Annotated in this window: 20 protein-coding genes; 13 read left to right on the top strand and 7 right to left on the bottom strand. The window is 39.2% G+C overall.

What is annotated here, in order from left to right; translation table 11 throughout:
• Window positions 1-70: 70 nt before the first annotated feature.
• From polX to CLW00_RS13710, 4 genes are all read left to right on the top strand, one after another.
• The gene (polX, locus tag CLW00_RS13725; RefSeq protein WP_245917305.1) at window positions 71-1,732 is read left to right on the top strand and encodes a DNA polymerase/3'-5' exonuclease PolX; all 1,662 of its coding nucleotides are present in this window, start codon (window positions 71-73) and stop codon (window positions 1,730-1,732) included.
• A 2-nt stretch (window positions 1,733-1,734) separates the two neighbouring features.
• The gene (locus CLW00_RS13720) at window positions 1,735-2,022 is read left to right on the top strand and encodes a hypothetical protein (RefSeq protein ID WP_106134272.1); all 288 of its coding nucleotides are present in this window, start codon (window positions 1,735-1,737) and stop codon (window positions 2,020-2,022) included.
• Between the two features lie 11 nt (window positions 2,023-2,033).
• The gene (locus CLW00_RS13715) at window positions 2,034-2,669 is read left to right on the top strand and encodes a YiiX/YebB-like N1pC/P60 family cysteine hydrolase (RefSeq protein WP_106134271.1); all 636 of its coding nucleotides are present in this window, start codon (window positions 2,034-2,036) and stop codon (window positions 2,667-2,669) included.
• A gap of 245 nt (window positions 2,670-2,914) precedes the next feature.
• Complete coding sequence (locus CLW00_RS13710) at window positions 2,915-3,586, top strand: hypothetical protein (protein WP_146131426.1); 672 nt, start codon at window positions 2,915-2,917, stop codon at window positions 3,584-3,586.
• A 68-nt stretch (window positions 3,587-3,654) separates the two neighbouring features.
• Here CLW00_RS13710 and CLW00_RS13705 read toward each other — a convergent pair whose 3' ends face one another.
• On the bottom strand, window positions 3,655-4,551 hold the full coding sequence (locus CLW00_RS13705) for a mechanosensitive ion channel family protein (protein WP_106134269.1): 897 nt from the start codon (window positions 4,549-4,551) through the stop codon (window positions 3,655-3,657).
• A 381-nt stretch (window positions 4,552-4,932) separates the two neighbouring features.
• Here CLW00_RS13705 and CLW00_RS13700 point away from each other — a divergent pair, with 381 nt between their 5' ends.
• Window positions 4,933-5,703: a CDP-alcohol phosphatidyltransferase family protein gene (locus tag CLW00_RS13700; protein ID WP_106134268.1), complete on the top strand. Its 771-nt coding sequence runs from the start codon at window positions 4,933-4,935 to the stop codon at window positions 5,701-5,703.
• 538 nt (window positions 5,704-6,241) lie between these two features.
• Window positions 6,242-9,190 carry a DNA polymerase III subunit alpha gene (locus CLW00_RS13695; protein WP_106134267.1) on the top strand — a complete coding sequence of 983 codons (2,949 nt, stop codon included), beginning with the start codon at window positions 6,242-6,244 and terminating at the stop codon, window positions 9,188-9,190.
• 51 nt (window positions 9,191-9,241) lie between these two features.
• On the opposite strand, the gene CLW00_RS13690 is transcribed toward CLW00_RS13695, so the two are convergent.
• Both CLW00_RS13690 and CLW00_RS13685 read right to left on the bottom strand, forming a co-directional pair.
• Window positions 9,242-9,847 carry a TraB/GumN family protein gene (locus tag CLW00_RS13690; protein ID WP_106134266.1) on the bottom strand — a complete coding sequence of 202 codons (606 nt, stop codon included), beginning with the start codon at window positions 9,845-9,847 and terminating at the stop codon, window positions 9,242-9,244.
• Window positions 9,848-10,021: 174 nt separating this feature from the next.
• Window positions 10,022-10,876, bottom strand: a complete 855-nt coding sequence (locus CLW00_RS13685) for an alpha/beta hydrolase (protein WP_106134265.1) — start codon at window positions 10,874-10,876, stop codon at window positions 10,022-10,024.
• Window positions 10,877-11,060: 184 nt separating this feature from the next.
• On the opposite strand from CLW00_RS13685, the gene CLW00_RS13680 reads away from it, so the two are divergent.
• The 4 genes from CLW00_RS13680 (at window position 11,061) to CLW00_RS13665 (ending at window position 13,347) form a co-directional block, all read left to right on the top strand.
• Window positions 11,061-11,399, top strand: coding sequence for a hypothetical protein (locus CLW00_RS13680; RefSeq protein ID WP_106134264.1), 339 nt, complete (start codon window positions 11,061-11,063; stop codon window positions 11,397-11,399).
• A gap of 67 nt (window positions 11,400-11,466) precedes the next feature.
• Complete coding sequence (locus CLW00_RS13675) at window positions 11,467-12,075, top strand: Uma2 family endonuclease (protein WP_106134263.1); 609 nt, start codon at window positions 11,467-11,469, stop codon at window positions 12,073-12,075.
• A gap of 6 nt (window positions 12,076-12,081) precedes the next feature.
• Window positions 12,082-12,711, top strand: coding sequence for a Uma2 family endonuclease (locus CLW00_RS13670; RefSeq protein WP_106134262.1), 630 nt, complete (start codon window positions 12,082-12,084; stop codon window positions 12,709-12,711).
• Window positions 12,712-12,717: 6 nt separating this feature from the next.
• Complete coding sequence (locus CLW00_RS13665) at window positions 12,718-13,347, top strand: Uma2 family endonuclease (RefSeq protein ID WP_106134261.1); 630 nt, start codon at window positions 12,718-12,720, stop codon at window positions 13,345-13,347.
• Window positions 13,348-13,524: 177 nt separating this feature from the next.
• Here the strand turns inward: CLW00_RS13665 and CLW00_RS13660 are convergent, their stop codons facing one another.
• Window positions 13,525-14,847 carry a metal-dependent hydrolase family protein gene (locus tag CLW00_RS13660; protein WP_106134260.1) on the bottom strand — a complete coding sequence of 441 codons (1,323 nt, stop codon included), beginning with the start codon at window positions 14,845-14,847 and terminating at the stop codon, window positions 13,525-13,527.
• Window positions 14,848-15,008: 161 nt separating this feature from the next.
• Between CLW00_RS13660 and CLW00_RS13655 the strand changes: the two genes are divergently transcribed.
• Both CLW00_RS13655 and CLW00_RS13650 read left to right on the top strand, forming a co-directional pair.
• On the top strand, window positions 15,009-15,791 hold the full coding sequence (locus CLW00_RS13655) for a hypothetical protein (protein WP_106134259.1): 783 nt from the start codon (window positions 15,009-15,011) through the stop codon (window positions 15,789-15,791).
• Window positions 15,792-16,091: 300 nt separating this feature from the next.
• Entirely contained in the window at window positions 16,092-16,706 is a 615-nt protein-coding gene (locus CLW00_RS13650) for an NADPH-dependent F420 reductase (RefSeq protein ID WP_106134258.1), read from the top strand.
• Window positions 16,707-16,726: 20 nt separating this feature from the next.
• Here CLW00_RS13650 and CLW00_RS13645 read toward each other — a convergent pair whose 3' ends face one another.
• Both CLW00_RS13645 and CLW00_RS13640 read right to left on the bottom strand, forming a co-directional pair.
• Window positions 16,727-17,134, bottom strand: a complete 408-nt coding sequence (locus CLW00_RS13645; RefSeq protein ID WP_106134257.1) for a group III truncated hemoglobin — start codon at window positions 17,132-17,134, stop codon at window positions 16,727-16,729.
• On the bottom strand, window positions 17,121-18,374 hold the full coding sequence (locus tag CLW00_RS13640) for an alkaline phosphatase family protein (protein ID WP_106134487.1): 1,254 nt from the start codon (window positions 18,372-18,374) through the stop codon (window positions 17,121-17,123). Before CLW00_RS13640 ends, CLW00_RS13645 begins: the two co-directional genes overlap by 14 nt.
• A gap of 418 nt (window positions 18,375-18,792) precedes the next feature.
• On the opposite strand from CLW00_RS13640, the gene CLW00_RS13635 reads away from it, so the two are divergent.
• The gene (locus CLW00_RS13635) at window positions 18,793-22,395 is read left to right on the top strand and encodes an alpha-L-rhamnosidase (RefSeq protein WP_106134256.1); all 3,603 of its coding nucleotides are present in this window, start codon (window positions 18,793-18,795) and stop codon (window positions 22,393-22,395) included.
• Window positions 22,396-22,444: 49 nt separating this feature from the next.
• Here the strand turns inward: CLW00_RS13635 and CLW00_RS13630 are convergent.
• Window positions 22,445-22,813: VOC family protein (locus tag CLW00_RS13630; protein ID WP_106134255.1), on the bottom strand; the 369-nt coding region annotated here is incomplete at its 5' end.

Genomic DNA, 22,813 nt, shown 5'->3' with positions numbered 1-22,813 from the left:
AGTAATCAAATTCAACAAAATTTTGGATCAAAAAAGCATTATTCGTCAACTCAAACTCATTATCAAGCTCATGGAGCTGCATGATGAGAATACTTTCAAAATAAGAAGCTATCAAACTGCAGTCAATGTCATTGATCGTGGAGAAGATATTTCGATAGTGGGCAAAAGCATTGATGAACTTCAGAAAATCAATGGGATTGGTAAAAGTATAGCTGAGGTGATTTACGCTTTTAATGCATCAGGAGAAAGTCAATACCTCGATGAGTTATTGGCTAAAACTCCAACAGGAATCCTGGAGATTTTGGAGGTCAAGGGCTTGGGGCCAAAAAAAGTAAAGGTGCTTTGGGAGGAGATGGGTATCACTTCAACCCATGAACTATTAGAAGCTTGCCAAGCTGGTCAAGTAGCTAAAATCAAGGGCTTTGGTGAAAAAACCCAAGAAAGTATCATTCAAGCTTTGGAGTTTAAAGCTGCTAATATGGGCAAATGGCTGTTTGCAGATATTGAAGATCTCATGCAGGATTTTGGTCAAAAGCTCGAAGCTTTGGAAGGTGTCAATGAGGTGACTTCCGTTGGAGATTTTGCAAGGAAAATGGAAATCATCCAGACTGTAGAGTGGCTTGTCAGCGGGACAGATCACGGAATTGTGCTCAGTCAAATTTCTGCTATGGAAAATTTAGAGCAAGACTTAAAGACTTCTAGCCCATACAAATGGAGAGGCAAAACGCTCAATCCTGAAGTTCAGCTTTTGATTCATTTTACTCAAAAAGATAAGTTTTGGTCTGAAAAGTTGTTAAGAACTGGGAGCAAGGGTCACCTTCTTTATCCTGTCAATGAAAATAAAACACTTGCCCAAATCATAAAAGAAGAGGGAAAGGTGAATTCAGAAGAGGAAATTTATCAGAAAGCTGAACTGCCTTTTATTCCAGAGGAGTTGAGAGAAGGCTTTATTGAGTTTGATATGGCCAGAAATGGAGGATTTGGCAACTTGATCCAGGAAGGTGATCTTAAGGGAATCCTCCACAACCACTCCACTTATAGTGATGGGAAACACAGCCTTCGTCAAATGGCTGAATTCTGTAGGGATGAGGGATATGAATATTTGGGGATTTCGGACCATAGCCGAACAGCCTCGTATGCAGGTGGTTTGGATATAGATAAAGTGACCAGGCAGCAACATGAGATTGAAGAGTTGAATAAAGAATTAGCGCCATTCAAGATATTTAAAGGAATTGAAAGTGATATTTTGACTGATGGCAGTTTGGATTACCCCAATGATGTACTGGCAAGTTTTGATTTTATTGTGGCTTCTATCCATTCTGGGTTAAGCATGGATCGTAAAAAAGCTACGGCAAGACTTCTCAAAGCGATAGAAAACCCATACACTACTATCCTTGGCCATCCTACGGGAAGGTTGTTGCTTAGAAGAGAAGGTTACCCAGTTGACCATAAAGCGATCATCGATGCATGTGCCAAGTATGATGTTGTGATTGAAATCAATGCTAACCCTTGGCGGCTGGATTTGGACTGGAGGTGGATTCAATATGCACTGGAAAAGGGAGTGAAATTGTCCATTAATCCCGATGCACACGAGATGGAAGGCTACGCAGACATGCGCTATGGAGTGATTGTTGGTAGAAAAGGAGGATTGACCAAGGATATGACATTCAATGCCATGGATTTGAAAAGTATAGAGAATTATTTAGAAGAAAGAAAAAGCAAAATCAAATAAGCATGAATTGGATGGAAAAGGATGAGGGGCTACTTCTGCAGCGCTCTTTTATTTTTGGAATAGTGGGGATTACCTTGTGCCTATTGGCCTTGATCAATAAAAACATGAACCTATTGGAAGCTCCTATGGGCCCCTTGAATGGGGTAGGTATAGCATTGCAGTTTTTTGGGTTAAGTATAGCAGTATTGGTATTGAGAAAAAGAAAAATTACAGACAAGACCAAAGAAAAAGCTAAAAAGATGGTTTTGATTTTGGGAGTTGCTTTGGTTTTCTTTTTTATGGTTATCTAAATTCTAAACTCATGCTTCGCCTAATTTCTTTTCTTTCCTTTCTGCTCTGTATTTCTTGTTCTGAGCCAGATTTTGTGTGGCAGGAAGGAGATATTCTTTTTCAGGATGGGGACTGTGGGGATTTCTGTGACGCAATAAGAAAAGTCACGGATGGTTTTGAAGGCAGGGATTTTTCTCACAATGGTTTATTGATCAAGGAAAGTGGCGAATGGTTTGTAATTGAAGCCATTGGCAAAGGCGTTAGCCAGACGCCACTCGAAGACTTTTTGGATAGACATTTGGATGAAAATGGAAGCCCCAAAGTAATGGTTGGAAGACTTGATGATCCTTATCAAAGCTTGATTCCGGCTGCCATTCAAGAAGCTAAGACCAAACTCGGTAAACCGTATGATTATGCTTTTTCATTTGAAAATGATGCGTACTACTGTTCAGAGTTGATTCATGTTGCTTTCAAAAAGGCAAATCATGGTGCAAATCTGTTTCAACCTGCGCCAATGACTTACAAAGATCCGGATACAGGAGACCTTTTTTCCATTTGGGAGAGTTATTTTTTGGATCTCGGCATTGATGTGCCTGAAGGAGAATTAGGACTTAATCCAGGTGGCATGTCGTTGGATCCTATTCTTACAATGATCAAAATTGATTGATTTTTATCTTTGTATTACAATATCACCCGATTGGGTGAAGCAATTTTTCTGATGATTTTACAATTTTATTTCACCATAAGTTGGCACTAAGCACTGACTTTCGGTATTCATGTAGGCCTCATGCAATGAACTGTTCCCATTGAGAGAAAATGGGTTTTTGGAATCGGTACGTCTTTGCTATGCTAAGAGGCGTTTTTAGGAGAGTTAATTTTTGAAAAACAAAATCTATATCAATCACCATAGTCTTGAGAAATATGAAAAATGAATGGAAAAATTACATCGCACTTATAGGCATCTTCTTGATTTGGTCAGCTTGTACGACTGAGAATTTGGATGACCCTTTACCTATGCAAAATGAAGATTCAGAGTTAGATACTGACGGTATTTTCCTTTTGGAAAATGATGAAGTGGCTGAGTTTTTAAGAAAGAACCCATCTAATCAAAATAAACTGATCGCTCAAATCAGACAAGCCACGGTCAAATACCATGATTTTTATGCGGCAATTGATGATGGTTACATGCTTGAGCATTGTGTACAGCACCCTACTTTGGGAGGGATGGGACACCATGTGGTACATATGGGGAAAATCGGGCCTTTTGTAAATGCAACAGAACCTGGAGTGCTTTTATATGAACCGATGAAAAATGGAAAAATGAAGCTAGTAGGGGTAGAATACATAGTGCCGGCAGGCCCTTGGGACAGTAATCCGGAAAACGATGGACCACCAATGCTTGGTGATGTGCAATTTGATGATCATAGGGCAATGACAGTGGATGAAAACGGTGATCCGGTCAATGTTAAAGGAGGTCCTCCTATACCTCATTACCAACTTCACGCATGGATTTGGAAAGCCAACCCTTCCGGAATGTACACTCCTTTCAACCCCAACGTCAGCTGTCAACACACTGGATCTTGAGTGGAGAAATGATCTTCATGAAAGCATACTCAACTTTAAAGCCTTCAAACTCTGTTTTGGGGGCTTTTTTATGACTGGAGTCCTTTGTCTAAGTAGACAGAAGTGATTGGGTAGACAATTCTGATATCGCTTTCGACTCGGAATTTCTCCAAAACAGCCTCTGTAATCTGATGCTCCAATACCCGTCTCTTTCGAGGATGGCATAAGTACCTCAAAGAAAGCTGTATACCCCTTTCATGTATTTTGCTATAGACCGTAGGGGTGAATTGGCCGAAGTGGATAAAGTGCTCTTTATGCGCTTTCATCATTGCCCGTTCTATACTTTTAAACCCATCCTGCATCAATTCATTCATGATTTCTTTGAGGATTTTTTGGGCCTTTTTGTGATTGGAGTCAAGACTTACATAGAGATTTTGTTCGTTCCAAATGTAGTCGAAGCCTTGGCTGTAATTTGCTTGAGCATCAGAAAAAACCTTCCCATTGGGTACATGAACAATCCTTCCGGTACTTTGATCAGCATCCACCCAATTGCCTACTTCCAATAATGAAAACTGAAACAGCCTCAAATCTACTACGTCACCTTTGTGTTCTCCGATTTGAATCCTGTCCCCGACGTCAAAGGGCTTTCTCCAATAAATAAAAAGCCAACCTGCGATGTTTACAAAAATATCCTTCAAGGCAATGGCAATACCGGCAGACAATAAGCCTAAAAATGTCGTAATCGATTGGAAATTACTGATCCAAATATTTCCGATTAATAGTAGTCCAATAAAAACCAAGCTATATTGGACTGTTTTTCTCCAGTGGTATATTCTTTTTAGATCTTCGTCTTTACCGATGCCAATCAGGTGATAAGCTCCTTTTTTGATAAGCCATAATACGAGTATGATCAGGATGGTTTTGAAAATATTCCACCTGATTTCATATTCGACAATGCTATTAAGGTATTCGATATAGATTTCCATAGGTCAAAAGTAAAGCTAAGGAAGATTTCTTTTTAACAAAAAATCAATGCGAGGTATTGGGCAATATCTTTAAATAGTTTTCGGAGATCTTTCTGATCAAATCGTTATTTACACATACTTGTTCTACCCTTCGAGAGGTTAAGACCTCTTTTTGTACTCCAAACTGATTTTTCTGAATAAATTTTGTTCAAATGATAGTCTAATATCACCTGATGAAGGCCTGTTTGAGGGGTTTGATTTTTTAAAATGACCGAATGACGGTAAATATCATCCATAAAAAAACAAAAATCATAAAGCGCATGTTCTATTTTTGTTAAAATTTTCCACCCCCACCATATCGCTCAAATCTTGCAAGGCTTTTGAGTGTGTTATTTTATATCAATGTCTAAATTACCTTCTGATAAGAAGTTTGTTGATGTCTCCGATTATGGGAGACCCTTCGCTAAGCTGTTTGTAAGTAAAATCGAACACACCAAGATCACCCCTGTACAGGTCACATACCTTTTTGGGGTAAGTGGGATACTCGCTATTTATTCTATTTTGAATGGCTACTATTTTGCAGCTGGAATCTTTTTGATTTTGAAGTCTATATTGGATGCCGCAGATGGGGAGCTTGCCAGAGTAAAAAATACACCCTCATATACAGGACGGTACTTAGATTCTATTTTTGATATTATCCTCAACTTCCTGATACTAATTACAATTTGGGCGGTCTCCTCGGCATCTTTGATGGCGATGTTTGCTGCATTTATATGCATACAACTTCAGGGTACCTTGTATAATTATTATTATGTAGTCTTGAGGCACAATACGGCTGGAGGTGAGCGTACGAGTAAAATTATTGAAGACCAAAGCCCCAGAGCATTGCCTGGCGAAAGTCAAAGAACTGTAAATTGGTTATTTGGGACATATAATCTCCTCTATGGAGCTTTTGACAAAGCAATTTTCGTGTTGGATAAGAATGCAGTCAAGATCGCACCTTTTCCCAATTGGTTTATGTCAATCGTTTCTGTCTATGGATTGGGTTTTCAATTGTTGATCATTTCTGCTATGCTCGCCTTGGGATGGATAGATTTTATTATTCCTTTTTTTATTGCTTATAGTATTCTTTTATTGGTATTTATCGGAATCAGAAAAGTATTCCTTAGATAACCGTTCCTTCTATTCTTCCATCTGTGGGTTCTGCATGAAGAAATGCCAAGAGAAAAAGAAGTCCGCGCAGGGAAATGCCCTGATCGCTATTGGGGTATCTGAATATTCTCCGAACCAGGCTTGCTTGAGGCAGAGGGGCTCGGGACAGGCTATGTGGTAACCCGAAGAAAAAAGCAGATGAAATAGTATATTTCAAGAAAAGAGAGGTTTTATATTTTTTTTATGTCGAATGCTTTCAAACCTGCATTACTGCACTCTCATTTACTAATCACAAACTTTCCCTGACAATTTCCTTCAAGAGCTTGATCAGAAATCATTTTATTGTTTAAATTATAAACACATGAATGTTAATATAATTAACATTCATGGATGTGTATGGAGATTTACCCCTTGGTATCGAATGATATAGGAGATGCAAGATGCATCATCTACGTGCCTACTTAAGGGAAATTGTATCTGAATTTCGCCGCCATAGAAGCACACGTCAAAAAGTATATATCTCCAAAGGCGTAGTTCAACTATATTTTCATTTATATCAATGTATATCAACAGCCATTCGTTTTACAGCTTCAAATACGGTACTATGTCTGTGGAGGCACTGATTGCTGAAGCGAAGGGTAAAAAACTTGATTCCCTAGCCCTAACAGATATCAACTCGGTAGCAGGAGTGTTTCCTTTTATTCGCGAAGCCCAGAAAAACGGCATCCACCCCGTCATTGGCATAGATTTCCGAAATGGAGTGAAGCAGCAATACGTCGGTTTGGCCAAAAATCAAGAGGGTTTTTACGAACTCAACCTCCACCTTTCCCAACACCGGACCAAAGGGATTCCTTTTAGAGAAAAAGCCCCCTCTTTTCAAAATAGCTTTATCGTTTACCCTTTTTCTGAGAAGGTTTTTACCCTGCGGGAAAATGAGTTCATCGGGGTTCATCCTTACCAGCTCAATAAAATAGCCAAGTCAGGGTGGTTTCGTCAGAAAGAGAAGTTGGTCTTGCTTCAGCCTGTTACTTTTAGTTCCAAGATAGAGTTCAATGCCCACCGTCTCCTGCGGGCGATCGATGGCAATACGCTATTGAGTAAGTTAGAAGCCGAAGAACAAGGAAACATATGTGATATGTTTTACAGCTATGCCGATATGGTCGGGCGCTGCGAAGGTCACAGCTACCTCCTTTACAATGCCCAAAAACTTCTGGAACAATGTCAGTTTTCCTTTTATTTCCAAGCAGTCAAAAACAAAAGAGACATCCTGGGTTCCGACTGGGAAGATTACGATTATCTCCGACAGGAAACTTTCAAAGGTGCATTGAACAGGTATAAAGATCTCAGCGCGGAAATCAGCACGAGAATAGAAAAAGAGCTTCAGTTGATTCAACAGAAAGGCTTTGTCTCTTATTTCCTAATCAATTACGATATTATCAAATTCGCCTACAGCAAAAACTTCTACCATGTCGGCAGAGGCAGCGGAGCCAATAGCATCGTGGCTTATTGCCTCTATATCACTGATGTGGATCCCATTGAATTGGATCTGTATTTTGAGCGATTTATCAATCTTTACAGAGAAAATCCACCAGACTTTGATTTGGACTTCAGCTGGACAGATAGGGATGAGGTGACAAAGTATATTTTTGACAAATACAATAAAGGAGGACAAGAACATGTCGCTCTCTTGGGCTCCTACAGTACTTTTCAATCCAATTCCATGCTTCGTGAACTTGGGAAGGTCTTTGGGCTTCCAAAAACCGAGATAGAATCCCTGATCTACCATGCCGCCAAGTCCGATTATATTCCAGATCAGTACGGAAAGCTGATCATCAAATACAGTCAGGTTCTCCATGGGATGCCTTCACACTTGACTATCCACGCTTGTGGTATATTGATTTCCCATAAACCTATTCATTATTACACTGCAACGGAGATGCCCCCCAAGGGATTTCCGCTTGCGCACATCGATATGCATATTGCAGAGGATATTGGCTTGCATAAATTTGACATTCTCTCACAGCGAGGATTAGGACATATCAAAAGTGCGATGGAAATCATTCATCAAAATCAAGGTGTAGAAGTGGATATCCGACAAGTAGAACAATTCAAAAAAGACCCAAAAATCAAACACCTACTTAGGACAGCACATACCATTGGTGCATTTTATGTAGAATCTCCCGCTATGCGGATGCTATTGGCTAAAATGAAAGCTGACGAATACCTGGAACTTGTCGCCGCAAGCTCCATCATACGTCCTGGTGTAGCGCGATCGGGTATGATGCGGGAGTATATCCTCAGACATGTTGATCCAGAGCGAAGAGAAATGGCTCATCCAGTGATGAAAGATATTATGCCTGAAACCTATGGCATCATGGTCTATCAGGAGGATGTGATCAAGGTAGCCCACTATTTTGCGGAGCTCAGTCTGTCCGAGGCAGATGTGTTGCGTCGAGGCATGAGTGGGAAATCACGCTCGAAAGATGAATTTGAAAGAGTGAAAGATCAGTTTTTTGCCAATTGTCAAAGGTTAGGTAGAGACCCAAAGATCACCAAGGAAGTCTGGCATCAGATCGAGAGTTTTGCGGGATATTCATTTGCCAAAGGGCACTCAGCCTCCTTTGCAGTGGAGAGTTATCAGAGTTTGTATTTGAAAGCGTACTTCCCATTAGAGTTTATGGTTGGGGTGATCAATAATTTCGGAGGCTTCTATCATACCGAATTCTATATCCACGAACTCCGTATGAACGGGGCAGATATCCAAGCTCCGGACATCAATGAAAGTAATTACCTGACCAGGATCAAGGGTAAGACTGTTTATCTAGGTTTTGTTCACCTCAAATTTTTCGAGAAAATCAGCATAGAGAAAGTACTTACCGAAAGGGGTGAAAATGGGTTCTTTTTGGGCTTGGCAGATTTTGTAGCTCGGGTCAATATCAGCTTGGAGCAGGTGTTGATCCTGATTCGGATAGGATGCTTTCGGTTTACGGGTAAAAGCAAGCAGGCTTTGCTCTGGGAGGCTCATTTTATTCTCAACAAGCGTAAAACGGTAAACACAGCTAATGAACTCTTTAAGCAAGCAGGCTTACGGGAATTGGAAGTGCCTGAATTGGAAGAAGCTGATGTAAGGCAAGAAATCGTAGATCAGATAGAAATCTTGGAATTTCCTCTGGACTCCCCGTTCCATCTTGTCAAAGATCAGACCGTCTCCAGCATCAAGGCTCGAGATATGAAACAGTATTTGGGTAAATCTGTACAGATCATCGGCTATCTCGTCACGATCAAATACACCAGAACTGTAAAGGGCGATGTGATGAACTTTGGGACTTTTGTAGATCGTGAGGGAGATTGGATTGATACGGTTCACTTCCCTCCTGTGGTCAAAAAATACCCTTTTAAAGGCCGAGGCATCTACCTGATCAAAGGCAAAGTGACCCAAGAATTCGACTTTTACAGTATAGAAGTAGAAAGCTGCGAAAGAATGGCGTATTGGAATGCTGCGGATTGAGGTGTTGGGGTAGGTGGTTGGTTCAAGTCTTCAGACTTGGACCAAATGATCTTATTCTATTCTTCTGCTTGCCTTTACTTCAGGAAAAATAAATACTCCATCGAAATTTTTCCCCCAATTTGCTTGAATGAACTCAAATCCCAATATTCCACTGTAATAAACAGAATCTATTTTCCTCAAGTCCACTAAGGTTATGGCCATGTTTTTTTCTATGGTATTCCTTTCGAGATTGGGTATAGAGTCTAAACGAAAATCAATTTCCTTCTTATCTACAAAGTCATAAAAACTGCCTTGATATGCCGAAAATGCCAGATTCAGCATTTTGTCTCCAAAGTGGGATTTTGCAAATTTCCCTAAAGTAACCATATCAGCATATGTTTGGCCAATTTCTTTTAGGTCTTCCGGATCTACGATAGAATATGGGTTTTCAAGAGCATGTGCACTTGCCAGCCATACGATTATTTTTATTCTTGCAGTAAAAATGCTTCCATCTCCATGGGTAGGTTCTCCTAGAAATACAATTTCTTTACCCTCAACCCATTTGTCAATAATCGATAGGTTTTCGAAATCCCTATCAATGATGATTTGATTTCCCCTATTTTTTGAGCAGCCTAAAATTGATATAAATAGCAAGATTAAAAATAAGTTAAGTCTCATTTTTCCAATTGAGTTTACATGACTTTTCACCTGAATTTACTACAGTCTGAAGACTGTGATACTTTTGGTCTAGGTCTGAAGACTTGAAACAGTTGAACCTGAAATATTGCAATCATACTTACAACTTATACAAAGATTTCAAAAAATTGTAATCGTACCTTCAACTTCAATCCCTTACTTATCCCACATAAACTCCTCAATCCATTTATATACCTTATTGGGCGTGTAGATAAACTGTGCGATCATAGGGATGTGTTTTTTCTTTTTTTGAAGGTGGAAATTGGGCTCAGGTTTTATTTTTTTATATTCTTCCAAAAACCTTTCCGTAGTCTTTTCTATTCCCGGAAGCGTCCTACCTCCCATCATGATCAGCATCGGCGGGTCTTTTTCATCCAAAAAGTAAATCGGTGAGGTATCTTTCCATACTTGTGGGTCATCTGTGAATGCCCGCAGATATTTAGTCCCTGGTTCATAATTCATTTCTTTCAAAAACCAATACATATCCAGACCTGCCGCATCTATCAGGATTGTCCCTTTGATGGGATTCTCTGCACCCAAGGTGTCAAAGTATTCATCCCGCACAGAAATCAGACTCGCAAGATGCCCACCTGCAGAATGACCTGATACGAATATCCTTTCAGGATTACCTCCATAAGTATTGATATTTTCTTCTGTCCATTTCACAGCTTGCGCAGATGCTTTTGCCATGTCATGAACCTGGAAGTCTGGGCTAAGCGGATAATCAATGATGACTGCTACGATTCCCTTCCTTGCCAATCTTGATCCAAGAAAATTGTATATTTCTTTATTCCCTGAATTCCAACTGCCACCGTGTATGAAAAGCATAACCGGATTCTTACCATTAGCCTTATTTGGTGAAAATACATTTAATTGTTTTTCTGGAAGATTTTCTAAAAGCCCTTTTTCCATATAGGTGATTTCTTTACTCCGCTGAACCCCTTTGAAAGAACAGGATAAAGATCCTAAGAAAAGAATGGTACAAGCAAGGTAACTGGTATAAAACTTCATAGATTTAATTAAAGAACGTTTCAACTTTGATAACATACGTAGCATTGTAGTGTTTGAAATTATCAATTCTACCTTCAATATCCTTTTTCCAAGCATCGTATAGAACAAAAAGTTAGGTCCCAGGTATTTTATTTTAGAAAAAGATCATCTGTCACATTTTTATCAAAATCATCGTTTTTATAATATGAAGTCTCATTTAAGTTTATTAATCGGCATATTCCTTCTTTTATTTAACTCCTGCATTTCGGATGATGGTCCTTTCATAGAAGGAAATGGTGAAGTGGTAATAAAAGTAGCTACACGAGGTTCATATCAGTTTTTAATTCGCTACAAGGATGAGGTTTACTATCCGGAAAATCTACCTGAAGAGTATAAATTTGTCAGCCAAGACCCTATACCTGTTTTTATCAAGTTCAAGCTAACAGACGAAGAAGCTGATATCTTCACTCCTGCTCCAAATGATGTCCCTGTATTTCTGAAATCTATTCCAGTAATACGACTGGAAGAAATAAATCGACGCTAATGACCATATTCTAATCCACCTTAAATTCCATATTTCCTTTCTCCCTTATAATCAGTATTTTTACTTTATGGAAAAGGAAGAATTGACAAACAAAGTTGAAGAGCCATTAGCAGACTACGATCGTCATACCTATGCTGACTACCTGACCTGGCAGATGGATGAAATGGTAGAACTGATTAAAGGTAAAATTTTCAAGCAAACGGCTGCACCAAGATCAATACATCAAAGAGTATCTGGTATAGTTTTTAATTCGCTTTTTAATTTTTTAAAAGGAAGAAAGTGTGAAGTTTTTGCAGCCCCTTTTGATGTGAGATTGCCTCTCAATTCCAAAAAAAATGAGGATATCGACACCGTAGTTCAACCTGATATATGCGTGGTATGTGACCCTGAAAAGATTGACGAATTAGGTTGCGTTGGTGCACCTGATTTAGTAATAGAAATCCTTTCTCCCGGCAACAACAAAAAGGAACTGCAAAACAAATATGAGGTTTACGAAGAATCAGGCATCAAAGAATATTGGGTCATCCACCCGAATGAATGTACCTTGATCATTAACACTTTAATCAATGGGAAATACCAAGCATCAAGAATATTTACACATGGAGATAAAGTAGCATCCCAAGCAGTTGAAGGTTTTGTACTTGATTTAGTAGAAGTTTTTGATGATATGATTTAATTGATTATGGAAAAGGAAGAGTTAAAAAATAAAGTCGAAGAGCCAACAGCCGATTACCTTTCTAGTGAAAAGGCAGATGACCTCTATACTTATGCCGATTACCTGACCTGGCAGATGGATGAGATGGTCGAGCTGATCAAAGGCAAAATCTTCAAACAAGCTGCAGCACCAAGAGTAAATCATCAAAGGATTTCAATTAAAATATCCAGTGATCTCTTTGTCTTTTTGGATGGTAAGAATTGTGAAGTTTTTACTTCTCCTTTTGATGTTCGGCTACCAATCAAATCTAAAAAAAATGAAGACATTGATACCGTGGTACAACCGGATATTTGTGTGGTATGTGATCCTGAAAAGATTGACGAATTAGGTTGTGTTGGTGCACCTGATTTAGTAATAGAAATCCTTTCTCCCGGCAACAACAAAAAAGAACTGCAAAACAAATATGAGGTTTACGAAGAATCAGGCATCAAAGAATATTGGGTCATCCACCCGAATGAATGTACCTTGATCATTAACACTTTAATCAATGGGAAATACCAAGCATCAAGAATATTTACACATGGAGATAAAGTAGCATCCCAAGCAGTTGAAGGTTTTGTACTTGATTTAGTAGAAGTTTTTGATGATATGATTTAATTGATTATGGAAAAGGAAGAGTTAAAAAATAAAGTCGAAGAGCCAACAGCCGATTACCTTTCTAGTGAAAAGGCACATGACCTCTATACTTATGCCGATTACCTGACCTGGCAGATGGATGAGATGGTCGAGCTGATCAAAGGCAAGATTTTCAAACAAGCCGCGGCACCGAGAAGAATTCATCAGGAAATCTCTGGTAAAATTTTCAATAATCTTTACAACTATCTGGAAAAGAAGCCATGTAAAGTATATGCGGCACCATTTGATGTTCGTTTACCAGTCAAGTCAAAACAAAACGAAGACATCGATACAGTAGTGCAACCTGATATTTGTGTGATATGTGACTATGACAAACTGGACGAATTAGGTTGTGTTGGTGCACCTGATTTAGTCGTAGAAATCCTTTCTCCCGGCAACAACAAAAAGGAACTGCAAAACAAATATGAGGTTTACGAAGAATCAGGCGTCAAAGAATATTGGGTTGTCCATCCCAATGAATGTACTCTGATAATCTACACCTTGATAGATGGTAAATACAGCGCTTCCAAAATCTTCACGCATGGAGATAAGGTGGCATCTCAGGCTGTTGCGGGTTTTGTGTTGGACCTTGAGGAAGTTTTTGATGGAATGATGTAAATTGAATTTACTACTTATGTATATCCGCTTTAATACCAGTAGTATCTAAATAATAGAATTAACCTGTGATTCCGAACCAATATCGATAAATATCCAAGATCTATTAGTATCACTTTGCCAAAAAACCCTCGTTTAATTGATTAGTGGCATAATTACAGATATGCATAATGTGTTTTATTAATCCAGCATATTTTTATAAATCTTTCCATCTTTTATGATTACTAAAAACTTTTCAGTGGGGTTTCCAATCAACGATAAATCAGTTAACGGATCTCCGTCAACCAAAATCAAGTCTGCAAAAGCACCTTCTTCGACCACCCCCAACTTACCTTGGTAGGGACTCCTCAGGCCTGAGAGTTGGAGTAACTCAGCGTTATCATGTGTAACCATTTTCAATATTTCGGCATTGGAAAACCAAGGTTGCAATTTCAAAATAAACTCATTTTGTCTGTCATTAAGCTCTGGCTCAAAAAGGAAGTCAGTTCCCCAAGCAAGCTTGAGTTTTAGTTTTTTTGCCATCGGCCACACTTTAGACTGGCCTTCTAATACTGGTTTTCTTTTCTCGATTCTCTGAGCATCCATATTGGGTGTGTTTTCAACGAGCATTTGCGTACTTAGCCAGACTTTTTTCTTGGCGGCATAGCGCAAAGTCTTTTCATCAAGGAGCTGCCCATGTTCAATACATTTGACACCTGCATCGATAGCCCTTCTAATGGCTCTAGGAGTGTAAGCGTGGACCATCACATAAGTGCCCCAATCTTCGGCCGCTTCTACAGCTGCCCTCATTTCATCAAAAGTATATTGTGTGACGTCCACCGGGTCATATGCTGAAGAAGTTCCACCACCTGCCATCAACTTGATTTGACTGGCTCCAAATCTCAGGTTTTCCCTTACAGCTGTCAGTACTTCAGCTCGGCCATCTGCAATAAAAGTAGCATTGAATCTTTCAGCACGTGATGGCTCTCCAAAAAATCTTCTGGATTTTTCATCAGGAGTTCTAAAGTCACCATGTCCTGCGGTTTGAGAAATGGTTGCTCCGGATGGCCATATCCTAGGACCGGAGAGTTTACCATTGTCTATCCCTGTTTTTAATGGGAAAATTGGGCCCCCGGCATCTCGTACTGAAGTAAAACCCCGCATAAGCATCCGTTCTGCATTACCACCTATTTTGTCTAATATCACTCCTTCAGACATCATTGGAGACATCATTTCTTTCATTGTAAGGGCCCCAAAGGTCATATGCACATGTACATCGATCAAGCCAGGAATAAGTGTTTTTCCAGTTCCGTCTATAAGTTTAGCGCCATCTGTATCCGCTGTTGATATGGATATGGATTTGATTTTTTCACCTTCTATTATGACCGATTGTGGCGCCGTTAACTTACCCGATTTAGAGTCGAAAATCCGCACATTTTGAAAGATAATCCGCTCATCTGACTGGGCAAAAGCCGTTTCATTTATAAGAAAGAATAAGAATAATGCAGTAATTAATGATTTCATAGTGTCAAAAATTTTCAAGAATCTAGTGAAAAATCTGAGTTTTTCCAGAGCTTTTATGAAAAACCTATTTTCCTTTCAGGCTTTTACATAAAATCTGATTTTAAAATGTAAATTAAAGAAAAGTCTTTGGAATTCTACTTTTGCCTAACAATTCTATGTTTATGAAAAATATTATACTCTTGATTTTCAATTCTCTTACTTTTGTGTTGACTCTTTACCTCAATTATCTTTTCGGCGCTGGAGTTGGAGATAGAAAATCAGTGGGTGAAATTAGCAGCCAATTTGACACCTTGATTACTCCTGCTGGTTATGCTTTTTCTATTTGGGGACTGATTTACTTAATGCTTTTTGGATTTTTAGTGTACCAATGGATTACTTATTTCAGAAATAACTCTCATAAGTCTTTAGCTCCATCCTCTTTTTGGTTTGGACTGTCTAATTTGCTAAATGCCCTTTGGATTGTGGTATGGACTTCAGAATTGATAGGCTTGTCTTCCTTAGTGATTTTTGGATTATTGGCCAGTTTGTTAGTTCTTGTTTTTAGGTTGAAACTTGAAATTTGGGATGCTCCTTTAAGTATTATTGCATTCGTTTGGTGGCCTATTTGTATTTATACTGGTTGGATAGTGGTGGCATCAGTGGTCAATCTTTCTGTTTGGTTTTATACGCTTAATATATTTCAAAATGAACCTCTTTGGACAATAATTGTCCTAATGGTGGCTACAGGAATTTATTTGTTTTTGACTTTCAAACGAAATATGAGAGAGGCTGCTGTTGTAGGTGTTTGGGCTTTTGTAGCCATTAGTGTCAAACAATGGGATGTAAATCAAGAGGTAGCTTACACAGCGCTTTTGTTGGTAGGGCTCTTGACCATAGCTGTTTCCTATCATGCTTTTGTAAATAGATCCACTAACCCAATTACTAAAATTTTCCAAAGAAGTTAATTTGACCGATAGCAGAATTACAGCTGCGTATATTTTGTTTGGTTAGCCTTGACTTTCAAAATAAAGAATTGATGAGTATTCCCAGAAATGATTAAATACTTAGAAATAGCTGTTGGTTATAACCTATTTTCTGCTTTTTATTTTAAAATAGATTAGTTTGTTGTAAAACGGAAAACAAAATTTTGCATTGCTGGATTTATTGACTTAAATTCCATGAATAATTTCGGGAAATTTGCTTAGCACCCCAAGCTTAACCACATTATACATAGCAATTTCCCTCCCCGATTAAAATTGAAATTTATGGAAATTGGAATCATTGGTGGCACAAGATTAGCCCTTTACCTTGGTGATACTTTGGCCTCAAGGGCTAATGATGTGCACTTTGGAGTTAGGAAAGACTTTGAACCAAAAGGAATTGAATGGCGAATTTTGAAAATGTCTCCAGGCAGGGTCAACACGTATAAGTCTGTTATTGAAACTTCTGAACTTCTGTTGATTTGTTGTGAAAATGAATACTTAGAAGAGGTGACGAAAGAGTTGTCAGCTATTGACCTTAGTGGTAAAATAGTAATCGATTGCACCAACGCGGCTTATTCCGATAGTATGACTTGCAATACAGATATGTTGAATGAAGCCGTTGGGAATGCTCATGTTTTCAAAGCGTTCAATAATCTTGGCTTAGACTACCCACATTCAGATCCGATGGGTTTGGTAAAAGAAACTTATTTTTGCGGCCCTGACATTCCTGCCAAAAAAACCGTAGGACGCCTGATATCCACTATAGGTTTCAAAGGAGTCGACGCAGGTGTTTTGAGTAACGCCAAGCTATTGGAGGCCGTCTTTCATTTAAGAAAAGAGATTAGTCAGCAAAAAAATGAAAATTTGGATTATCATTTTAAATTGATAGGTGTTTGATCTTGTGTCTTTTTTAAAATTCAAACTTTAGAAGTTCTCCTCTCCATAATCCTGAAGAATAAAATATGCGCCATTCTGCGTGCATGTTCTTTTGCGAAATCTGTATTTTTTCCTTCAAAGGAAGTTTCAAGTGTGTTGAACCACAACTCCAACCAGTTTCCAAAATGAGCTTGTTGTATACGATTGCCAGTAAAATTATCAACTTCTTTATGCACTGGTACGGGGTTGAATTTACCCGCTCCAGGTCCTGTATTTAGAATTACCATTTCCCAAAAGTCTGTCAACCTTTCTAAATGAGTATCCCAATCATCTATGATTTGATTGAAAATCGGCCCAAGGGTCTCATGCTTTCGAACTTTGCTGTAAAAACTTCTGACAAGATGACTTACATCAGCCCTGTTCTCTATATCTTTCTTAAGGTTGCTCATTTTTAAGTATTTTTTCCAGGACATTGATATCTCCATCTATATCATCAGGGATAGGGAGTCCTAGTATATTACAAATCAAAGGATACACATGAAAGTTCTGAAAGGTAGGGATAAGTTCATTTTTTTTGATTCTTGGTCCATTGGCATAAAAAATCCCATGCATATCTTTATACTCAGGACTGAATCCATGCTCTCCAAATACATTGGTCTTGAACAATGCAGACCGGTTTTGGTACTTGACCATACCTTGGGCATCAGCCAGATAAAAACCAAGATCAGGCAGTATGAGAATATCACCCAATCTATTGCGGTGCCGGTCTATATTTTTATAATATTCTTTGTCTTGTATTTTACTCACTTTAAAAGGGCCATCTATGGTGTTGAGGTGGAGATAGATTTCTTCCAATTCAAGCGGATTGTCGAGATAAAGGTGGGCTTGTGCCCCGTTGCTGACTACCCTCGCATTGATGTTTTCTGTGATTTGATCAAGATTTAAAAGATTTTCTTTTGGGACATCGGTCATACCGTGGTCAGATACGATAAATATATTGATGTCTATTTCAAAACTTTTGATGCCCTCAAACAATGCTCCCAGTTCTCTATCCAGTTTGGTGATTTTCTTTTTGAGTTCTGTTTCATTATTAGGGCCAAAGCCGTGCCCGACATCATCCATGTCTGAGAAGTATAAAGTAATCAAGCGGGGCCTTTCATCCTCCGGAAGTTCCAGCCATTCAAATACCTTGGAAATTCGAGTAAGGTTGGAAACGCCACCATCGTAATTGTAGTAATAACTAGGATGAATGCCTTGAACTGGCGCTTCTGTACCCACGAAAAAATAACTTGCAGCTATCAGGCCATTTTGTTCTGCCAAAACCCACAGCGGCGTCCCCCCATACCAATAGCCATCCTCCACTAGGCTTCTGTCGTTGATCACATAAGTCTGGTCTTTTTCTGGTTCATAGAAGGAGTTATTGACCAATCCGTGGTTTTCAGGTTTCATTCCCGTAGCAATGGTGTAGTGGTTTGGGAAGGTTTTACTTGGAAATGACGGTTTCATAGACTGAGCGGAACTGCCTTCTGCTACAAATTTTGAAATATTTTCAGGTCTGAATTTCTCTGTATAATCCCATCTGTAACCATCAAGTGATATAAGAATGACATATTGGTCTTTTTCCTGGGCTTTAAGGCTTTGAGTGGAAATAAAAAAAACTATCAGGTAAAATAGGATATGTTTATGCATCAGGAGGGGAAATTTTATGATAAATGTAGGCATTTTCGCAAAACAGTTTTTAAAGGAATATTAAATTAATCCAAGTCAACTAGCAGGATGCATCAGGATAGATTTTTGAAAAGTGAATGATTATATTGTCGGAGCTTGACCCGTAAGTTATCACCTATACCAATATGCTTACGGCGCAATAAGAGTTTGGATGCCAACAAAGATATCAAGGTCATTTCAGAAGAAAATGGATATGTACAAATAGAAATAGGTTCCGGTCAATACCATTTTGTGAGATAATGCTGGTAACCACAAGGGAGTAATTTTCAACTCATGAAATACCTACAAGAAATAGTTCACACATTGCGCGATGATTATTCAAGGCATTCCATAGCCTGTCCGACTAATCGGGATTACCACTGAAAATAAATATAAACACATGAAACACTACACCCTTATTCTATTTGCTTTGTTTTTCCATCATTTAAATGCTTTTGCACAATTGGAGATTCAAAACGCAAGGGTTGAATATGAAAAATCCCATAAAGAAGTTACCATCAATACTTCCCAACCAAGGTTTTCCTGGCAAATTATTTCCAATGACGAAAAGGGAGTACTTCAAACTGCATACTCCATACAGGTAAAATCTTCTAATGGTAAACTGGTTTGGGATTCAGGTAAAATAAATGATTCCAATTCTCTTGGGGTCATTTATCAGGCCAATTCACCTCTTCAACCCAATGAAAAGTACCGGTACCAAATAACTGTTTGGGACAACCATGGCAGAAACGCTGAGTTTGAAGGGTCGTTTTTTACCGCTCTTCTTGACGATTCTCCAAAAGCATGGTCAGGTGCAAAATGGATAGGTGGAGGAGATGAAGATTTGGTTTTTCACTCCCATTATTTCTCAGTGTTTCAATTTCAATATGATGTTCAAATAGAAGAAGGTTCAAATAGGGCCGCGTTTCTTTTCGGAGGCAATGATGCTAGGCTGATGAACAAAAATCTCAATATCCAAGAGATTGAAAATGCAGAAAATGAGAGTTTTATCGCCTTTGAATTGGATATCGAAGGGCTTCAGGAGGAAGGGGGGAATGCTTTATTGAACATTTACAGGGTGGGTTATGATCATGTTGACAGTAAAGAGAAGCCTTTTGCCAGCCTTGAAATTCCCAAATCAATCATCCATTCAGGTAATCACCACGCTTCTCATAAGATCCATGCGGAATGTAATTTTGGGATTTTTACATTGTATGTAGGAGAGAAAAGACCAGAAAACCGTATTTCTCCCTTTGATTCCCAGGCTCCTAGGTTTCAGCAGCAAGGTCTCAACCTCAACCCAATAGGTGCTGGGAATAACTTCATCAGTTTTCCTATGCTTGCCGACATTGGGTTCTGGTTAAAACAAGGACAATCAGCCAATTTTTCAAATCTACAAATCAAAAACCTCAGAAAACCATCCCATGTTTTATTTGAAGAAGAGCTTTCTTTAGGGAAAAGTATTTTTTCACATGGTGGGGTCACCATCGATTCAGGTTCATATCAAGTTCAAGGTGGTGGGTCAGGTACTTTGGTATTGGCTGACCCGAGTAAAAAAGCTGCTCCCATGTTAAGGACAGTGTTTAAAACAGAAAACAAGAGCATTCAAAAAGCCCGGCTTTATATTACAGCCCGAGGTATATATGAGGTATTTGCCAATGGAAAGAGGATAGGTAACGATTATTTTAATCCAGGATTGACACAGTATAACAAACACCATCCTTACCAGGCGTATTCACTGGATTTGGAACCCGGTCAGGAAAATGTATTAGGGACATGGCTGAGTGAGGGCTGGTGGTCTGGTAATATCACTTACAGTGGTGAAAACTGGAACTACTTCGGTGACAGGCAATCGCTTTTGGCGAAGTTGGTAGTCAGTTATGAGGATGGGACTGAACAAGTGGTGGTGACAGACCCTGATACATGGCAAATCTACCATGAAGGACCTGTTAGGTATGGAAGTTTTTTTCAGGGGGAAGTATACGATGCCAATAAGGAAGTCCTGGGATGGACCAAGACAAACTTTGATGATAGTGATTGGATAAATGCCCAAGAAGTGCCTTTGGAAGGAACAGCATTTATGGATCAGGAAGGGAATCCTGAAAGCGGAGAAATCATCAGAAACTATGACCGATTAAAACTGATTTACCATCAAGGGCAAAACCCACAAATTGTAAAAAAGCTTCAGGCACAAAGTGTTGAGGAAGTCAGGCCAGGGGTCTTTGTTTATGACATGGGACAAAACATGGTTGGCTTTCCGGAAATCGTGTTGAAAAATGCGCAAAAGGGTCAAAAGATCACGATGCGTTTTGCAGAAGTCCGATACCCGGATTTACCTGAGCATGATGGACAACAAGGTATGATCATGCTGGAAAACATCAGGGCAGCACTGGCTCAGGATATTTACATAGCCAAAGGTGGAGATGAGACCATTCAACCAAGTTTCACCTTTCATGGGTACAGGTTTTTGGAAATTACTGGAATCGAGACTGCAATTCCTGTTGATAATGTTTTTGGATTGGTTATCAGTTCCATAGATGAGTTGACTGCGCATTATGAAACATCAAATTCTTTGGTGAATAAACTTTGGGAAAATATTACCTGGTCAATGAGGGGTAATTTTCTTTCCATTCCTACTGATACCCCTGCGCGCAATGAAAGAATGGGTTGGTCAGGAGATATCAACGTATTTGCCAGAACGGCGACTTATATGGCGGATACACAGCTTTTCTTAAAGCGTCATTTGATGGGGATGCGAGACATACAAAGACCTGACGGCAGATTCCCGGATGTGGCTCCTGTGGGAGGCGGATTTGGAGGAACTCTTTGGGGCTCGGCTGGGATCATAGTGCCGTGGGAAACTTTCCAGCAATACGGTGATCTTACTATGCTATCAGAACATTATGAAGCTATGGAAAAGTACATGTCCTTTTTGGATTCAAAGACTTCTGAAGAAGGAATTCTTGAGGAAGGACCTCTTGGTGATTGGCTTAGCCCTGAAAACAATAAAAATGACAATACATTACTTTGGAATGCCTATCAGATTTATTGTTTGGAAATTATGGCAAAAACCTCGCAGCTTCTTGGTTTTAGTGCCAAATCCCAGCAGTACAATACAAAAAGATTAGATCGTATTGACTTTTTCAATAAGACCTATCTGGATGAAAATGGGAAGACAGTAAAGTCGGGGGTTCGTACAGGGATGATGCTTCCTCCAGGGGAAACTGCACCAATAGATAATGCAGAAAAAAGTCAATTGGTAGACACTCAGGGTTCTTACGCCATAGCCCTTGATATGGGGGCTGTATCAGATGCTTCTAAGGAAAAAGTGCTGAATAATTTTCTTGCTTCTATAAAAAGAAAAAATGTAGATGATCTTGGAATAAGCAGGCCAGAATACTCTTTGATGACAGGATTTATCGGCACTGCGTCTATTGGTTCAGCTTTATCTGCAGCAGGACAACATGAGATAGTTTACAGATTACTTCAGCAAACTACTTATCCTTCTTGGCTATACTCTGTTATCAACGGAGCGACTACGATCTGGGAAAGATTGAATTCCTATACAGTAGAAAATGGTTTTGGAGGAAATAACAGCATGAATTCCTTCAACCATTATTCTTTCGGAGCGATAGGTGCATGGATGATGAATTATTCTTTGGGAATCCAAAGGGATACAGAGTCTCCAGGGTTTAAAAAATTTATCCTGCAACCTAAGCCTGATCCGGATGGGGTAATGACTTGGGCCAAGGGGCACTATGATTCCATGTATGGAAGGATTGAAAGTACTTGGAAGATTGATGGTGATAGCATTTTGTACGAAGTCAATATTCCTGCGAATACTGAAGCGAAACTTTTCCTTGAGGCTGAAGGAATATCCCACATAAGTTATAAAGGAAAGCCGATTAAAGAGGATTCAGAAATAATTTCCTTGAATTACAAAGACGGATTGGTGCAAATCCAATTAGGTTCTGGGAGATATCAATTCGAGGTTGATAATTAAAGACGTGGCAGGTTTTCAAAACCTGCCACGTCTCACTTGTATCTTAAACTTACTTTTGCGAGTGCAAGGCGATCCTATTTCCTTCTGTGTCTAAAAATAAAGCCATATAACCAATATCTTCCGTAATCAAGGTTTTCTCTTGAAGCATTTGACCACCTGCTGCTTTTACTCTGGAAATTTCAATGTTGACATCCTCTGAAGAGAAATACACCACTACACCTTTATCGCTTGGCTTGTAAAGCTCATTGCTTTTCACCAAAGAGCCACTCGCGCCACCTTTCTCATGATCAAAAGGGAACCAAGCCATATCAAATTCTTCTATTTCCTGTTTTGTGCGATGGGACACCCAAGCTAAAACTTCATGATAGCTGAGGTAAGTTCTTGCTGTTCTTCTGTTAGTTTTAAAGGTATTGTAGCG

Origin of the sequence: Mongoliibacter ruber (assembly GCF_003003005.1) — a bacterium.
Lineage (GTDB): Bacteria > Bacteroidota > Bacteroidia > Cytophagales > Cyclobacteriaceae > Mongoliibacter > Mongoliibacter ruber.
This window is presented reverse-complemented; position numbering and strand designations above follow the sequence as displayed.

Coding starts and splice junctions, on each gene's coding strand:
- CLW00_RS13645 (WP_106134257.1), bottom strand. CDS start 17,134: ATGAGCAACCTTAAGAAAGATATAGAGAACAGGGCTGATGTAAGTCAT.
- CLW00_RS13655 (WP_106134259.1), top strand. CDS start 15,009: ATGAAAAATATTATACTCTTGATTTTCAATTCTCTTACTTTTGTGTTG.
- CLW00_RS13700 (WP_106134268.1), top strand. CDS start 4,933: ATGTCTAAATTACCTTCTGATAAGAAGTTTGTTGATGTCTCCGATTAT.
- polX (WP_245917305.1), top strand. CDS start 71: ATGGAGCTGCATGATGAGAATACTTTCAAAATAAGAAGCTATCAAACT.
- CLW00_RS13680 (WP_106134264.1), top strand. CDS start 11,061: ATGAAGTCTCATTTAAGTTTATTAATCGGCATATTCCTTCTTTTATTT.
- CLW00_RS13720 (WP_106134272.1), top strand. CDS start 1,735: ATGAATTGGATGGAAAAGGATGAGGGGCTACTTCTGCAGCGCTCTTTT.
- CLW00_RS13670 (WP_106134262.1), top strand. CDS start 12,082: ATGGAAAAGGAAGAGTTAAAAAATAAAGTCGAAGAGCCAACAGCCGAT.
- CLW00_RS13660 (WP_106134260.1), bottom strand. CDS start 14,847: ATGAAATCATTAATTACTGCATTATTCTTATTCTTTCTTATAAATGAA.
- CLW00_RS13665 (WP_106134261.1), top strand. CDS start 12,718: ATGGAAAAGGAAGAGTTAAAAAATAAAGTCGAAGAGCCAACAGCCGAT.
- CLW00_RS13640 (WP_106134487.1), bottom strand. CDS start 18,374: ATGCATAAACATATCCTATTTTACCTGATAGTTTTTTTTATTTCCACT.
- CLW00_RS13685 (WP_106134265.1), bottom strand. CDS start 10,876: ATGAAGTTTTATACCAGTTACCTTGCTTGTACCATTCTTTTCTTAGGA.
- CLW00_RS13705 (WP_106134269.1), bottom strand. CDS start 4,551: ATGGAAATCTATATCGAATACCTTAATAGCATTGTCGAATATGAAATC.
- CLW00_RS13715 (WP_106134271.1), top strand. CDS start 2,034: ATGCTTCGCCTAATTTCTTTTCTTTCCTTTCTGCTCTGTATTTCTTGT.
- CLW00_RS13650 (WP_106134258.1), top strand. CDS start 16,092: ATGGAAATTGGAATCATTGGTGGCACAAGATTAGCCCTTTACCTTGGT.
- CLW00_RS13635 (WP_106134256.1), top strand. CDS start 18,793: ATGAAACACTACACCCTTATTCTATTTGCTTTGTTTTTCCATCATTTA.
- CLW00_RS13675 (WP_106134263.1), top strand. CDS start 11,467: ATGGAAAAGGAAGAATTGACAAACAAAGTTGAAGAGCCATTAGCAGAC.
- CLW00_RS13695 (WP_106134267.1), top strand. CDS start 6,242: ATGTATATCAACAGCCATTCGTTTTACAGCTTCAAATACGGTACTATG.
- CLW00_RS13690 (WP_106134266.1), bottom strand. CDS start 9,847: ATGAGACTTAACTTATTTTTAATCTTGCTATTTATATCAATTTTAGGC.